At 39.1% G+C, this 14279-nt stretch carries 16 protein-coding genes; 10 read left to right on the top strand and 6 right to left on the bottom strand.

The window, feature by feature from the left end; genetic code table 11:
- Nucleotides 1-31: 31 nt before the first annotated feature.
- Nucleotides 32-571 (bottom strand): HD domain-containing protein, encoded by a 540-nt coding sequence (locus A4245_RS05325; RefSeq protein WP_084268686.1) that lies wholly within the window; start codon nt 569-571, stop codon nt 32-34.
- 169 nt (nt 572-740) lie between these two features.
- On the opposite strand from A4245_RS05325, the gene fni reads away from it, so the two are divergent.
- The 10 genes from fni (at nt 741) to A4245_RS05275 (ending at nt 10374) form a co-directional block, all read left to right on the top strand.
- Nucleotides 741-1796: a type 2 isopentenyl-diphosphate Delta-isomerase gene (gene fni / locus A4245_RS05320; RefSeq protein WP_067726424.1), complete on the top strand. Its 1056-nt coding sequence runs from the start codon at nt 741-743 to the stop codon at nt 1794-1796.
- Nucleotides 1797-1899: 103 nt separating this feature from the next.
- A complete protein-coding gene (locus tag A4245_RS05315; protein WP_067726422.1) occupies nt 1900-2355 on the top strand; it encodes a DUF2188 domain-containing protein in 456 nt (151 codons plus the stop codon).
- Between the two features lie 210 nt (nt 2356-2565).
- On the top strand, nt 2566-3285 hold the full coding sequence (locus A4245_RS05310) for a DsbA family oxidoreductase (protein WP_067726420.1): 720 nt from the start codon (nt 2566-2568) through the stop codon (nt 3283-3285).
- 458 nt (nt 3286-3743) lie between these two features.
- Nucleotides 3744-4697: an ABC transporter permease gene (locus A4245_RS05305; protein ID WP_067726418.1), complete on the top strand. Its 954-nt coding sequence runs from the start codon at nt 3744-3746 to the stop codon at nt 4695-4697.
- Nucleotides 4687-5637: an iron chelate uptake ABC transporter family permease subunit gene (locus A4245_RS05300; protein ID WP_067726416.1), complete on the top strand. Its 951-nt coding sequence runs from the start codon at nt 4687-4689 to the stop codon at nt 5635-5637. The genes A4245_RS05305 and A4245_RS05300 overlap by 11 nt, the downstream gene beginning before the upstream one ends.
- Nucleotides 5631-6386, top strand: a complete 756-nt coding sequence (locus A4245_RS05295; RefSeq protein WP_067726414.1) for an iron ABC transporter ATP-binding protein — start codon at nt 5631-5633, stop codon at nt 6384-6386. Before A4245_RS05300 ends, A4245_RS05295 begins: the two co-directional genes overlap by 7 nt.
- Before the next feature lie 355 nt (nt 6387-6741).
- Entirely contained in the window at nt 6742-7695 is a 954-nt protein-coding gene (locus A4245_RS05290; RefSeq protein WP_067726412.1) for a siderophore ABC transporter substrate-binding protein, read from the top strand.
- Between the two features lie 234 nt (nt 7696-7929).
- Nucleotides 7930-8646: a SurA N-terminal domain-containing protein gene (locus A4245_RS05285; RefSeq protein ID WP_067726410.1), complete on the top strand. Its 717-nt coding sequence runs from the start codon at nt 7930-7932 to the stop codon at nt 8644-8646.
- Nucleotides 8647-9067: 421 nt separating this feature from the next.
- Nucleotides 9068-9700: a DapH/DapD/GlmU-related protein gene (locus A4245_RS05280; RefSeq protein ID WP_067726408.1), complete on the top strand. Its 633-nt coding sequence runs from the start codon at nt 9068-9070 to the stop codon at nt 9698-9700.
- A gap of 125 nt (nt 9701-9825) precedes the next feature.
- Nucleotides 9826-10374, top strand: a complete 549-nt coding sequence (locus A4245_RS05275; RefSeq protein WP_067726406.1) for a 5' nucleotidase, NT5C type — start codon at nt 9826-9828, stop codon at nt 10372-10374.
- 66 nt (nt 10375-10440) lie between these two features.
- Here A4245_RS05275 and hisC read toward each other — a convergent pair whose 3' ends face one another.
- From hisC to hisH, 5 genes are read right to left on the bottom strand one after another with little or no spacing between them, the layout of a single operon-like run.
- Entirely contained in the window at nt 10441-11496 is a 1056-nt protein-coding gene (gene hisC / locus A4245_RS05270) for a histidinol-phosphate transaminase (RefSeq protein ID WP_067726404.1), read from the bottom strand.
- Entirely contained in the window at nt 11489-12130 is a 642-nt protein-coding gene (hisIE, locus tag A4245_RS05265) for a bifunctional phosphoribosyl-AMP cyclohydrolase/phosphoribosyl-ATP diphosphatase HisIE (protein ID WP_067726402.1), read from the bottom strand. Before hisIE ends, hisC begins: the two co-directional genes overlap by 8 nt.
- Complete coding sequence (gene hisF, locus A4245_RS05260) at nt 12121-12891, bottom strand: imidazole glycerol phosphate synthase subunit HisF (RefSeq protein WP_067726400.1); 771 nt, start codon at nt 12889-12891, stop codon at nt 12121-12123. The genes hisIE and hisF overlap by 10 nt, the downstream gene beginning before the upstream one ends.
- Nucleotides 12881-13603 carry a 1-(5-phosphoribosyl)-5-[(5-phosphoribosylamino)methylideneamino]imidazole-4-carboxamide isomerase gene (gene hisA / locus A4245_RS05255; RefSeq protein ID WP_067726398.1) on the bottom strand — a complete coding sequence of 241 codons (723 nt, stop codon included), beginning with the start codon at nt 13601-13603 and terminating at the stop codon, nt 12881-12883. The genes hisF and hisA overlap by 11 nt, the downstream gene beginning before the upstream one ends.
- Nucleotides 13600-14205 carry an imidazole glycerol phosphate synthase subunit HisH gene (gene hisH, locus A4245_RS05250; protein ID WP_067726396.1) on the bottom strand — a complete coding sequence of 202 codons (606 nt, stop codon included), beginning with the start codon at nt 14203-14205 and terminating at the stop codon, nt 13600-13602. Before hisH ends, hisA begins: the two co-directional genes overlap by 4 nt.
- Between the last annotated feature and the right edge of the window lie 74 nt (nt 14206-14279).

Below are 14279 nucleotides of genomic sequence, written 5' to 3'. Positions count from 1 at the left end.
TGCACAATGAACGAAATACGCAGTGAAAAGTCTAACCGAATACTCTCTGCACAACTTCCTCATATTCTCTGAAATAGTCGGGGATATCTTTTTCCTTTAGTCCAGCATACATGTTTTTTACGATGGATTGGTTGTACCATAATTGCTGATCATATCCGGCATTGAAATTCTTCCAAATGGCTTCCCCTTGCTGTTTCATATCCTGTTCAAGTCCAATCAGATTGTCCAGCTTATCTGCTATAATCAAATATTTAATCTCTTTTTCGACATTTTTTAACGTGTCAATTGTATGCTGTTTTCGCTCCTGCCAGGACTTTGATTTATCCTCTGTATGAGCTGCTACAATATGCGCAACATCATGACCAAATTCCCTTTTTATATCATCTATTTCAACGTCTGTATCCTCTGCGACATCATGCAGATACCCAGCGCTGACCAATTCATCGCTAAATCCTTCATTTTCAAGCCTTTCAGCTACACGAATGGGGTGGGAGATATAAGGGGCGTTTGAATTTTTCCTCTTTTGCCCTTCATGAGCCCTGATCGCAAATGCTTTTGCTTTAGCTTTCACTATTCATTACCTCCTTTTTTTCAATATATAACATAAAAAAAGCTGCAGGCTCCACAATTATTAACTTAAATATAACACATAATAAACAAGAGCTCTCTCTTTCATTTCCGAAACGAAACAAGTAGACTATAAGGTAACGATATTTTAAACATAGTGGAGGTACCACCATATGGAAAAAGGAATTAATCAGCGAAAAACCGAGCATATTCGCCTTTGCTTAACCGGTAACGTTGAAGGTGTGAATAAATCAACAGGGCTTGAAGGGATTAACTTTATACATAATGCATTACCGGAAATAAATTTTGACGATATTACGCTAGAAACAAGCTTTTTGGATAAAAAACTAAAAGCGCCTTTTTTGGTCAGTTCAATGACTGGTGGATCAGAGCTTGCAACCACCATTAATCAAAACCTCGCGATAGCCGCGGAAGAGAAGGGCTGGGCTTTAGCAATCGGATCAACACGTGCCTTTCTGGAAAGTGATCAGCATAAGGAATCATTTCTGATCCGAAAACAGGCCCCGACAGCACCAGTCATCGTAAATATTGGAGCAGTGCAATTCAACTATGGATACGGTCCGGAAGAATGCCAGCGAATTATAGATAAAACAGGTGCAGATTCAATTGTGCTCCATTTGAATAGCTTACAGGAAGCGGTTCAGGATGGTGGAGATTTGAACTTTGAAGATCTTTTGCCTAAAATTGAGCAGGTTTGTAAAACATTGGATGCGCCAGTGGGAGTTAAGGAAGTTGGTTTTGGTATTGATGGGTCGGTTGCCGAAAAATTATACAATGCTGGAATCTCCTATATTGATGTTGCTGGAGCAGGCGGGACATCATGGAGTCAGGTGGAAAAGCTGCGTTCGCGCGATCCGTTAAAAAAAGCTGCTGCCGAAGCATTTAATAATTGGGGTATCCCTACAAAAGACTGTATTGTTTCCGTTCGAGGCAAGCTTCCAGATGCTCCTCTTGTTGCCAGTGGTGGAATGAAAACGGGTGTCGATGCAGCAAAAGCGATCACTATTGGAGCTGACATCGTAGGCTATGCCCGCCAGTTGCTGAAGGCGGCTACAGTATCAAAGGATGACGTTATTCAAACGATGGCACAGATTGAACTCGAATTAAAAATGACGATGTTTGGAATCGGTGTTAAAAACCTGGATGAATTAAAGAATACAAAGCGTGTCAGCGTAATGGGACAATCTTTATTGGAAGAAAACAGCTAAAGCCAATTGTGGCCTTAGCTGTCTTTTTATTTGAAAGGAATATTAGGGTTTTACAGTCTGAAACACGGGTACTAGTAAAGTAAAAGGCGAGGAGAGATATCTAATGCCATGGACTATGGACGATTATCCATCTTCAATGAAAAATTTAAATGAAGTTACAAAAAAGAAAGCAATCGATATTGCCAATGCAATGGTTGATGAAGGCTATGAAGAAGGGCGTGCAATTCCAATAGCTATTGAACAAGCAAAGGAATGGCGTGAAAATGCTTCACAAGATGAAGTTAATGATTATAAACAGCACGGTAAACCCACCCAGCGTTCGAAAGAAGGGAAAAAGTATGAAAGCAACCCTGAACGGATGGAAGAAGGAGAAGAAGTAGTCGCCCATGCGAATGGCTGGGCAGTTAAATCAAGTGGCTCCCAACGTGCCAGCGAAGTTTTCGATAACAAAGATGAAGCGATAAAGCGTGCCAGGGAAATCGCCAAAAATAAAGGAACCTCATTAACCATTTACAAGCAGGATGGCTCGGTACAGGATGAACAATCATATAATCAATAAATGGAGGAAGACTACTATGAGGGTAGTCTTTTTTTGATGGGGAGAGAAGGTGCTATGCATTGGATATTCTAGGCGCCAAATCCATGTGCTTTCGGTCCTTTACTCATGCTTACGTTTCTGAAGATTGACCTTGGCTTTTTAAGCACATTATTTTCCGTCATGTTTGTCCTATGCTACAATATTTTAAGAAAAGAGAGGTGTTTTTTTTTGATGAAAATTGAAGTTTGGTCAGATTTTGTATGTCCGTTCTGTTACATTGGAAAAAGAAGATTGGAAAGTGCGATGGAAAAGTTTCCGCACCGTGAAAATATAACAATAGAATATAAAAGTTATCAGCTTGATCCGACTGCAAAGCATATACCTGGAAAAGATTTTTATGAAACTTTTTCTGAGCTTAAAGGGATGCCGCTCGATCAGGTTAAAGCAATGAATCAGCAAGTTGGACAGCAGGCAGCCAGTGTAGGATTAACGTACAATTTTGATGATATGAAATATGCAAATACCTTTGATGCGCATCGTGTGGCAAAGTATGCTGAGGAGAATGGCAAGGGGAAAGAAATTACCGAGAGATTTCTCCATGCGTATTTCACTGAATCCGAGCTTATGAGTGACCGTGAAACCTTAACCAGACTTGCAGGTGAAGTAGGTCTTGATAAAGAAAAGGTTCACGAAGTAGTCAATTCGGATAAATACAGAAATAGAGTAAATGAAGATATCGATGTTGCACGACAAATTGGCGTGCAGGGAGTGCCTTTCTTTGTGTTCAATGAGAAATATGCCATATCAGGAGCCCAGCCAGAAGAAGTGTTTTTGGAAGTGTTTGAGAAGGTTTGGGAAGAAGAGAAGGAAAAGCCGGTATTGCAATCACTAAACCCGAAAAAGTCAGAAACGTCCTATTGCACGGATGATGGCTGTGATGTAAATAATTAATTAATGATAAAACATACCGTATGAGAATACACTTGCGGTATGTTTTTTTTGAGGATAGAAAGTATAAAATTTTGGCAGCAATTAATTCTTACACATAAACGGCCACGTCCAGCTACGGTTCCTAGAAACTCCTGTCATAAGCAATGGACATTCCAAGCGCGAAGACCATGCGCTTTCCAGTCCCTTGCTTATACATGCGTTTCTGAACAGTCACCTCCGCTTTTGTTCCTTCCATTATTAATTAAAAACAAGCTTGTTTGTATTGACGGTTACTATAAATCTGTTATACTGAAATTGAAAGTCTAATTGATAATGAATATCATTCTTATTTAAATTTATTTAAAGATAATAGTCATTATTAATAACACTATACAACCTTGGGGATACACGAAAATTTCTGATGCAGCTTCCTTACTCAATCAGAAGCCGCAGCAGTTTTTGGAAGAGAAGGGCAGTCTATGAAGATAAGGTATTTAGTATTAGCACTAGTTGTTCTATCTATAGCATCGGTTTTTATAGGTGTTTCTGAAGTAACACCTAAAGACATATTTAGCCTCACAGAAGCTCAGCAGCAGGTGTTGTTCGTGAGTAGAATTCCACGACTTTTCAGTATCATAATTGCAGGAATGAGCATGAGTATTGTTGGTTTGATCATGCAGCAGCTAAGCAGGAATAAGTTTGTTTCACCTACAACAGCAGGTACTTTGGATGCTGCAAGGCTGGGAATCCTTGTTTCGATGATGGTCTTTACAGCTGCAAGTCCATTTCAGAAAATGCTTGTATCTTTTGCGTTTGCCCTGTTAGGCACAATTGTCTTCATGAAAATCCTTTCGAAAATTAAATTCAAGGATGCAATCTTCATTCCCTTAATTGGGTTAATGTTCGGGAATATCATCAGTTCCATATCCACATTTTTCGCTTATCAGAATGACCTTATCCAGAATATGGCATCCTGGATGCAGGGAGACTTCTCGATGATCATGAGCGGAAATTATGAGCTAATGTTTGTAAGTGTGCCGATCCTGATTCTGGCATATATTTATGCCAATAAGTTTACGATTGCAGGTATGGGTGAAGATTTTTCGAAAAATCTTGGTCTCAATTACCGGCAAGTAGTCAATCTTGGCCTGATTATCAGTGCTTTGGTTACTGCGTCAGTAGTACTTTCAGTTGGAGTAATACCATTTCTTGGCTTGATCATACCAAACATAGTTACCATCTATCAGGGAGACCATTTGAAGAAGTCATTAATACATACGGCATTGCTAGGTGCAGTATTTGTATTGTTTTGCGATATCATCGGCAGAGTCATCATTTATCCTTATGAAATTCCAATCAGCTTGACCGTTGGGGTTATAGGTAGTGGAATTTTCATCTATCTATTACTAAGGAGAAAAAAATATGGGTTATAAAAGCAAAACAATCATTCTCGCCGTAGTCGCATTCTTACTAGCATTGTTATATATCTTTTATGATTTAAGCGGAAATATCGAATATATTTTACCGAGACGATCTATTAAGGTCTTTGCCATCATTCTTACTGGTGGGGCCATTGCATTTGCAACTGTCGTCTTCATGACAATCACCAACAATAGAATCCTGACACCAAGTGTACTTGGACTTGATTCCCTATATATGCTGATTCAAACATTTATTGTTTTCATCTTTGGTGCCAATACGCTTGCCATGATGAGCGGTGAAATAAACTATCTTATTTCCATCGGTTTCATGGTTCTGTTCTCATTATTGCTTTACCAGTTCCTGTTTAGAGGGGAAAAGAACAATATCTATTTTCTGCTTTTGATCGGGATGATCCTTGGGACATTTTTTGGAAGTTTTACAGATTTCATGCAGGTGCTCATCGACCCGAATGAATTCATGATTGCGCAGGATCGAATGTTCGCCAGCATCAATAACGTAAATACAGATTTGGTTTATCTGTCAGTTATTATAATCGCTTTGGTAATGGCATACTTCATGCGTTTTTATAAATACCTTGATGTAATAGCTTTAGGAAAAGACGAGGCAATAAATCTGGGTGTTCCTTACGATTATGTAGTAAAGCGGTTATTGATCATTGTGGCAGTACTTATATCTGTATCTACAGCGCTGATTGGGCCGATTACTTTTCTTGGACTGCTCGTTGTGAATCTGGCATATGAATTGATGAAGACCTACCGCCATTTCTATATTATACTAAGCTCGGTTTTCATAAGTATGATAGCTTTACTGGGTGGTCAATTCATCGTAGAAAAAGTATTCACCTTCAATACGACAATCAGTGTTATTATTAATTTTATCGGTGGCATTTACTTTATATTTCTTTTGTTAAAGGAGAATAAAAAATGGTAGATTTGAAGAATGTTTTTAAAACCTACAATAAAAAGAAAGTGATTGAGGATGTTTCACTAGAAATAGAAAAAGGAACGATTACTTCTTTTATTGGCCCAAACGGTGCAGGTAAAAGTACGCTAATCTCCATGATCAGCCGTTTGATAGCAAAAGATAATGGTGCCATTACAATTGATGGCCAGGACATTATGCAAACAAAAAACAATGAATTGGCAAAAAAGATTTCCATTTTAAAACAGTCCAATGCAATCAATCTAAAATTGACCATTCGTGAACTGGTTTCGTTTGGTCGATTCCCTTATTCGCAAGGGAAATTGACAGAAGAAGACCAGTCTAAAATTGATGAAGCGATTGACTATATGGAACTGCGTGAAATACAGGATAAGTACCTGGATGAATTGAGTGGAGGACAGCGTCAGCGTGCACATATTGCAATGGTTATAGCTCAGGACACCGAGTATATTTTACTTGATGAGCCGCTGAATAATCTTGATATGCGTCATTCCGTACAAATCATGAAAACGCTCCGTAAGCTTGTTAACGAAATGGGTAAAACCATTCTTCTCGTTATTCATGATATTAATTTTGCATCATGCTATTCCGACCATATTGTCGCCCTGAAGGATGGAAAAATTGTCAAACAGGGTCGCACATGTGATGTGATCGATAAATGTGTGCTTAAAGATATCTATGATATGGATATTGACATCAAGGAAATTGATGACAGACGTATTTGTGTTTATTTCTAATAACGATGAAGCATGATATGTGCGGTATGAGAGATATGCTGTAGATCAACAAAATAAAAGCAAAAAAAAGCCCCTTCTCATGGAAAAAAGAAAAGACAAACCATGATGAAGGAGCGACACCTAACTACAGTTTACCCTATCTGTTTGATTTGGTAAATGGTTTTGCCTATTAAATATAAATTCCTGCTTGTTTCGAGTGCTCAGGCAAGACAGGGCCAACATAGAGAACAGCTCATTTGCTGAAAAAATTGCTATTCTTTTGTTGAAATATAGCGGGTCCAGATTACTGTACATAAATAGGCCTCATTCGTTGTTTTTAATAATAAATATTTTAACAAAAAGGGAGAAGATCAAAATGAAGAAATTATATCTGATACTCGTAATGAGTACATTGGTTCTATTTATCGCGGCTTGCGGATCCGATTCTAATGATGATGCCGTAAACGCGAACGAAAATGGAGAAAGTAACGAAACGGTTACTGTATCCCATGAGCTTGGTGAAACAGAAGTACCGAAAAATCCTGAAAACATTGTTGTTTTTGATTTTGGTATACTAGATACATTGGATAAACTTGGCGTTGAAGTAACAGGGGTTGCCCAATCAGGAACGATTCCGTCGTACTTGGAAAAATATGCAAGTGGTGAGTACGAAAATATTGGTAGCCTAAAAGAACCTGATTTCGAAAAAATCGCATCGATTGATCCAGATGTCATTATCATTTCCGATCGTCAGGCATCATTATATGATCAGCTTGAAGAAATTGCACCAACGATCCATCTCGGTGTAGATGTAACCAACTATATGGAGTCCTTTAAAGAAAACATGGCTGTTGTAGGTGAGCTGTTCGATGCTCAGGAAGAAATTGAAGCTGAATTGGCAGCAATTGAGGAATCAATAGCAACAGTGAATGAAAAAGCAACTGCTTCTGAGAAACAGGCGCTGATTATTCTGGCAAACGATGATAAAATCAGTGCATTTGGCCCGAGTTCGCGTTTTGGTTTGATTCATGACATTCTAGGTGTTCCCTCTGTTGATTACTCAATTGAAGCATCCACTCATGGAATGAATGTTACATTCGAATACGTAATGGAACAGGACCCTGAACTATTGTATGTAATCGACAGAAGTGCAGTTGTTGGTGGAGACACTTCAGCAGAGCAGCTGGTCGAAAATCAACTGGTTGAGAATACACAAGCATATAAAAATGACAATATCGTTTATTTGGACCCTGATTTTTGGTATCTTTCAGGCGGCGGATTAGTATCTGTTGCAGAAATGATCAAAGAAATCGATTCCAGTTTGAACTAACCAGAAACGCAGCTGGCATATGAGCCGGTTGCGTTTTTTAATGCCTGCATTTCCTGCTATAAATATTGGCAAAAGTAAGTAAATACCTGTCTGAATTGTTAAGCAAATGTAATAACCTTGTCGAGGTCGATGAGGGCAAGGGTTTTGTTGATATTCCTATGTTTTAATACTTGATATGAAGTGTGGATATATGTTTGAATGGAGGAAGACTTTATAGAAATGAGGGACATGTATATGAAAAAGCTCTTAATGCTGGTAACAACACTTACTTTAGCAATCACATTGGCAGCCTGCAACAATGATGAAGCTGAGGAAAATGAAAATACAGAAGAAAATGACAATGAAAATGCCCAGGAACAAGTTCAACAGGAACTTGAAATAACGGAAGAGGAAAAGCTGGAAGATGATGCTTCAGTCGCAGTCGTTAATGGGGAAGAGATTCAGGGAAAAGATTATAATCCAATTTACAGCCAGGTTAAATCAACGATGTATCAATATGGACAAGATGTTAGTGACACGGATATGATTAAAAACCAAACCGTGGATATCCTTATCGAACAAACGTTAATTAAGCAGGATGCAGAAAATGAAGGAATTGAAGTTACGGAAGAAGAGGCCGAAGAAGAATTAAACGGGATTAAAGAAGCCAGCAGTCAAGAAGAGTTTGACGCCCTGCTGGAACAGTTTAATATGACAGAAGAAGATTTTAAAAGACAGCTTATGGATGACATGATTACAATGAAGTATGTGGAACAATTTGAAGCAGAAGTATCGGACGAAGAGGTCCAGGAATATTATGACCAGCTGAAAGAGCAAAACGAAGAAGTTGGAGAATTGGAAGAAGTGGAAGATCAAATTAGAGAAATACTTGTTAATGAAAAAGAAAGTGAACAATTACGTGTAAAAGTGGAAGAATTAAAAGAAAACGGTGAAGTGGAAACTGTCATTTAAGTTCATTTAAGCCAAGAAAGCATCGCTCAATTATGTTGAGTGATGCTTTTTTAAAAGGAGAAGAGGGCTCCCTATGCTTCTTTCTTTATATACTTCCGTTGGTTATAAAGCGTTCGCGATTGTATAGATAATAATCCTTTAAGATCTTTTTGATACTGTCGTAATTCTCTGAAATGATGGCGTCATATATAAGTGAATTTGTTCGATTTGCCGAATAATGCTTTTCATGTGGATTTAATTTCCAATTTACAATTGCTATCCCTTTAATCTTTCATAACTTTAAATTTTTTTAAGGATAAGAATAAAGTGAGTTTACAATCTGAACTTCATAACAAGTTATACTTGAATTAAACATTACTGTTGCGCTTGTATTAATTTTAAATTTTTGAGCGAAGCGAGTACAAGGAGAAGCTGACATGCCATGCAGCATATCCATCAACCTGGAAGGAAAAAGGAACTTTCAAGCAAACCCAGTATTCACGAAACAAGTCATATTTTGGATAGCCAAGCAGGAGAATGGGTTTCAATCGGTCCTGCTAACAAGATTGTAGAATCTATAATTGGTGACTATACATATACGATGGATGATGTCACGATTAATTATAGTACGATTGGTAAATTTACTTCCATCGCTTCCCACGTCTGTATAAATCCAACGGACCACCCTATGAACCGAGTAACACAGCATCATATGACATATCGCAGGGCTGATTACGGGCTGGCACATCTCGATGATGTTGAAATTTTCAATTGGCGTCGCTCTAATAGAGTAACAATCGGACATGACGTTTGGATTGGTCACGAGGCTACCGTAATGAAAGGCGTTACTATTGGTCATGGAGCGGTAATTGGTTCAGGTGCAATAGTAACAAAGGATGTTGAGCCCTATGCGGTAGTGGTAGGGGTTCCGGCCAAGCCAATTAAACAACGGTTTTCAAGTAACATAATTGATAAGTTACTTGAAATCTCCTGGTGGGATTGGTCACGAAAGGAATTGAATGAACGTTATCACGAAATGAACGATATTGTCTCATTTGTCAAAAAATACACCTGATCATATCTTACGGTCAAGCGCATCCCTCATAATGTGGAGTATCATTAAAAAGCAAGATTTTAAAAAAGGGGTGGAAGCAAGAGAACAATTTGGTTCCAACTTCATAAGAATAGGGGTATACATGTATGAATAGGAAAAGTATTGCGATTGATATGGATGAGGTTCTTGCAGACACCTTTAAAAAAATAATGAAAACTGCGAATGAAATATGTGATCTTTCATTGTCTGAGGTGGATGTTAAAGGAAATAGAATGTGGGATTTCATAAATAAAGAACAGGCAAAGGAATTGAGAACAGCGGTTAACAGCCCAGGATTTTTCCGGGATTTGGAAGTGATTGATTCAGCTGTGGATGCAGTTAAAGAGCTCTCGGAACACTACGACATTTATATTGCTACAGCTGCCATGGAGGTACCGAATTCTTTTCATGATAAATATGAATGGTTAATGGAGCATTTCCCCTTCCTGGATCCCAGATATTTTATATTTTGCGGAAATAAGAAAGTTGTCCATGCAGATTATCTGATTGATGATACAGTTAGTCAGTTAGATGCGTTTACAGGAGAAGGTATTCTATTTAAAGCCAATCATAACGAAAACATAGTAACTGACTACATCCAAGTGGACAGCTGGAACGAAGTATTGGCACTGTTCAGCAGTTTACGGGCGGTATAAGGGAACACTAAGGCATTCGCCAAAGAATATGGCGAATGCCTTAGTTTCCTAACATGTTCTGTTTCGTTAAATTATAGAATCCAGTGTATCGAAGAATAATTGCATTTGGTCATCTGTGCCGATTGTGATCCGGATATAATTATCAATCGATTTTTTGCTGAAATGTCTTACGAGAACGCCTTTTTCCTTTAACGAGGAATACAGGTGACCCGCTTCCTGTTCAGGATGCTTGGCGAAAATGAAATTTGCTTGTGACGGCAATACGGTAAATCCGCGTTTTTTCATCTCTGTAATTGTCCATTCCCTTGTCTGGATAATCTTTTCTGTTGTAGCTTTGAAATATGCTTCATCTTTTATGGCCGCTTCAGCACCGGCAAGGGCCAACCTATCCAGCGTATACGAGTTGAACGAGTCTTTAATACGGACTAATCCTTCAATCAGCTCAGGCTGTCCTAAAGCAAGTCCTACCCGCAGTCCTGCGAGTGATCTGGATTTGGACATCGTCTGAATAACGAGCAGATTTTCATAAGAATCAATTAAAGAAACTGCTGAAGCCTCTGCAAAGTCCACGTATGCTTCATCCACTATTACAATCTGGTCCGGGTTATTGTCCAAAATTTCCTTTACTGAATCAAGTCCCAAATAAATGCTAGTCGGTGCATTCGGATTAGGGAAAATAACTCCACCCTCTGCGTGAAAGAAATCTTTAACTGGAATTGAAAAATCATCATTCAGTGGAATTTCCTCAGCTGGGATGTTGAACAGTTTCGAATAGACCGGATAAAAACTATAGGAAATAGCAGGGTATCGAATTCGCTTGTCATTATCGAAGAACGCCATAAATGTAAAAGCGAGAATTTCATCAGAACCGTTTCCGACAAAGACGTTTTTCTTCGATAGTTGATAAAAAGATGCAATCTCTTCCTTCAGGCTATCAGCTGTTGGTGAAGGATAGAGATTTAGTCTCCGATCTGTTTCCTTTTTTATCTCCTCTATAACGTTTGGAGATGGTGGGTATGGATTTTCATTCGTATTCAGTTTGATGATGTCCGATTGGTTAATCTGCTCGCCCGGAACGTAAGGAACACATTGTTTTGCCGTCTTGCTCCAAAATTTACTCACGATTTTGGCCTTCCTTTTTGATATGTCTTTTCTTCAGTTCATCTTTTACATCCGTTATCGTTACACCCATTAGTTCCATTAAAACAAGGGTGTGATAGGTGAGGTCAGATATTTCACTCGTTAATTCTTCTTTATCATTATTTTTTGCACCGATCACTACTTCTGTTGTCTCTTCCCCAATTTTTTTCAGGATTTTATCAATCCCTTTCTCGAAAAGATAGGAGGTATATGCACCTTCGACTGGGTTTTCACGTCTGTCCCTTATTCGCGCGACTACTTGATGAACGATATCATGTGAAGGTGCCTCGTTTGTATAAAGCTCATTGTGAAAACAGGTTTCTTCTCCAGTATGGCACGCTGGACCAGCCGGTTCAACTTGTACCAATAGTGCATCGGCATCACAATCGAAAGATATTTTTTTAACTTGCTGCTTATTTCCGGAGGTCTCTCCCTTATTCCAGAGTTCCTGACGCTTTCTTGAAAAGAACCATGTTTCATTTGTCTGGATGGTTTTCAGTAGAGATTCGCTATTCATATATGCCAGTGTTAATACGCTGCCTGTTTTTGCATCCTGAATGATTGCAGGGATAAGTCCGTCTTCATTAAATGAGAGCTGTTCGATGTTTAGTTCCATTCGTTGTCCCTCCTGACAATGATGTCTTCTTCCTGAAGATATTTCTTTAACTGTTGTATATTAATCTCACCATAGTGAAAAACGGAAGCTGCAAGAGCTGCGTCTGCACCTTCTTTTAACACTGTGCTGAAGTGTTCCTGTGTTCCGGCTCCGCCACTTGCAACAACTGGAATATTGACTGTCTCGGCAATTATTTTGGTTAATGCAAGATTATAGCCATTTTTTTCTCCATCTGAATCCATTGCATTGATTACAAGTTCACCGGCACCGAGCTGTTCGCCTTTTTTCGCCCATTCAATCGCATCGATTCCGGTGTCATTGCGACCGCCTCTTGTAAATACATTCCATCTCTTTGGTGCAACTTCTTTTGCATCAATGGATAGTACAATACACTGACTGCCAAACTTCAGAGCAGAATCTGTTATCAACTGGGGATTATCGACTGCAGCACTATTTATAGACACCTTATCGGCTCCAGAACGAAGTACTTTATGAATATCCTCTACTGTGCGGATCCCTCCGCCAACAGTGAATGGGATTGCGATTTCTTTTGCGACATTTTCAACTACATCAAGGAAAATATCACGTTCTTCATTTGATGCAGTGATATCATAGAAAACAAGTTCATCCGCACCAGCTTCATTGTATCTTTTTGCTAGTTCTACCGGGGCTGCAACATCGCGTATGTTCTGAAACTTTTTTCCTTTTACGACACGGCCTTTATCGACATCGAGACAGGGGACAATTCGTTTAGCGAGCATTTTGATCACCTTCTATAAGTTTTTCGAATTCCATCGTGCCGTCGTACAATGCTTTTCCGATAATTGCACCATACATATTCAGGGACTTCAGTCTCTCAATGTCTTCCTCTGTTGAAACACCACCAGAAGCAATAACAGACATTTTCGTTGATTCATTGATTGCTTGAAGCTCCTCGAAATTGGGTCCCTGCAGCATGCCATCTTTTAGAATATCCGTGTAGACAATCGTTTTAACCCCAATGGATTCTAGCTCTTTTACAAGGTCAATCGCTTTTACTTTACTGGTTTCCGTCCAACCATCTGTCGCTACATAACCACCTCGTGCATCGATGGAGACTGCGATTTTTGCTCCGTATTTATCCACCGCATCTTTTAAAAACACTTTGTTGTTAATTGCAGCTGTGCCAATGATGACTCGTGAAACTCCTGCTGAAAGGTAATCCTCGATGATTTCCATGGAACGAATTCCACCGCCCACCTGAACCGGGATATTGGTCTGCTGAGCGATTTTCTTAATGGATTTACGATTTAAGGAGTCGCCGGTTTTTGCGCCATCGAGGTCTACAGTATGTATGAATACCGCTCCTTTTTCCTCCCATTGGGAAGCCATTGCCGTTGGAGAATCTCCATAGACTTTTTCTTTATTATAATCACCCTGTGTAAGGCGGACACATTTCCCACCACGAATATCGATTGCTGGAAACAGGATCATGAAATCATCTCCCCGTAGTTTTTTAGTAATTTTATTCCGATATCACCGCTTTTTTCCGGGTGAAATTGCATGCCTGTAATGTTCCCTTGTTGAACGATCGCCGGAACTACCCCGCCATACTGTGTGCTGCCGACAAGTGAATCTTCTTCAAGCGAACCAACAGCATAGGAATGGACGAAGTAAACATATACATCATTAGGCAAACCATTCATTAACGGGTTTTCTTTGTGCTTTGTGATTGTATTCCATCCCATGTGTGGAACCTTGACGGTATCTTTGATTTTACTTACATTTCCTTTAAGTAAACCTAAGCCTTCCCAGTCACCGTCTTCGTAGCTCTTTTCATAAAATAGCTGCATTCCAAGGCAGATACCAAGAATCGGTTTCCCGCCAGCTGCTTCCTGTTGTAATACCTTAGTCAAACCTAAGCCATTAATGGCATCCATGGCATCTTTAAAAGCTCCTACACCGGGAAGAATAATGGAATCTGAATCTCTGATTACTTGTGGATCGGTAGTTAATACTGATTTCTTATTCAATTTATCGAGTGCAAACTGCAGGCTTTTTATATTTCCTGCACCATAATCAATGATTGCGATCATCAGGTATCTTCCTTTCGCTTTAGACAATATATAGTATTCTTTTAGCGGTTTTCCTCCGCATACGTGCAATTAAT

Origin of the sequence: Oceanobacillus damuensis (assembly GCF_001618145.1) — a bacterium.
Classification (GTDB): Bacteria; Bacillota; Bacilli; order Bacillales; family Amphibacillaceae; genus Oceanobacillus; species Oceanobacillus damuensis.
The sequence above is the reverse complement of the archived record's forward strand: the minus strand, read 5'-3'. Positions and strand labels throughout refer to the sequence as shown.

Coding starts and splice junctions, on each gene's coding strand:
- A4245_RS05310 (WP_067726420.1), top strand. CDS start 2,566: ATGAAAATTGAAGTTTGGTCAGATTTTGTATGTCCGTTCTGTTACATT.
- A4245_RS05280 (WP_067726408.1), top strand. CDS start 9,068: ATGCAGCATATCCATCAACCTGGAAGGAAAAAGGAACTTTCAAGCAAA.
- hisIE (WP_067726402.1), bottom strand. CDS start 12,130: ATGGAACTAAACATCGAACAGCTCTCATTTAATGAAGACGGACTTATC.
- fni (WP_067726424.1), top strand. CDS start 741: ATGGAAAAAGGAATTAATCAGCGAAAAACCGAGCATATTCGCCTTTGC.
- hisF (WP_067726400.1), bottom strand. CDS start 12,891: ATGCTCGCTAAACGAATTGTCCCCTGTCTCGATGTCGATAAAGGCCGT.
- hisA (WP_067726398.1), bottom strand. CDS start 13,603: ATGATCCTGTTTCCAGCAATCGATATTCGTGGTGGGAAATGTGTCCGC.
- A4245_RS05315 (WP_067726422.1), top strand. CDS start 1,900: ATGCCATGGACTATGGACGATTATCCATCTTCAATGAAAAATTTAAAT.
- A4245_RS05275 (WP_067726406.1), top strand. CDS start 9,826: ATGAATAGGAAAAGTATTGCGATTGATATGGATGAGGTTCTTGCAGAC.
- A4245_RS05285 (WP_067726410.1), top strand. CDS start 7,930: ATGAAAAAGCTCTTAATGCTGGTAACAACACTTACTTTAGCAATCACA.
- A4245_RS05305 (WP_067726418.1), top strand. CDS start 3,744: ATGAAGATAAGGTATTTAGTATTAGCACTAGTTGTTCTATCTATAGCA.
- hisH (WP_067726396.1), bottom strand. CDS start 14,205: ATGATCGCAATCATTGATTATGGTGCAGGAAATATAAAAAGCCTGCAG.
- A4245_RS05290 (WP_067726412.1), top strand. CDS start 6,742: ATGAAGAAATTATATCTGATACTCGTAATGAGTACATTGGTTCTATTT.
- A4245_RS05295 (WP_067726414.1), top strand. CDS start 5,631: ATGGTAGATTTGAAGAATGTTTTTAAAACCTACAATAAAAAGAAAGTG.
- A4245_RS05300 (WP_067726416.1), top strand. CDS start 4,687: ATGGGTTATAAAAGCAAAACAATCATTCTCGCCGTAGTCGCATTCTTA.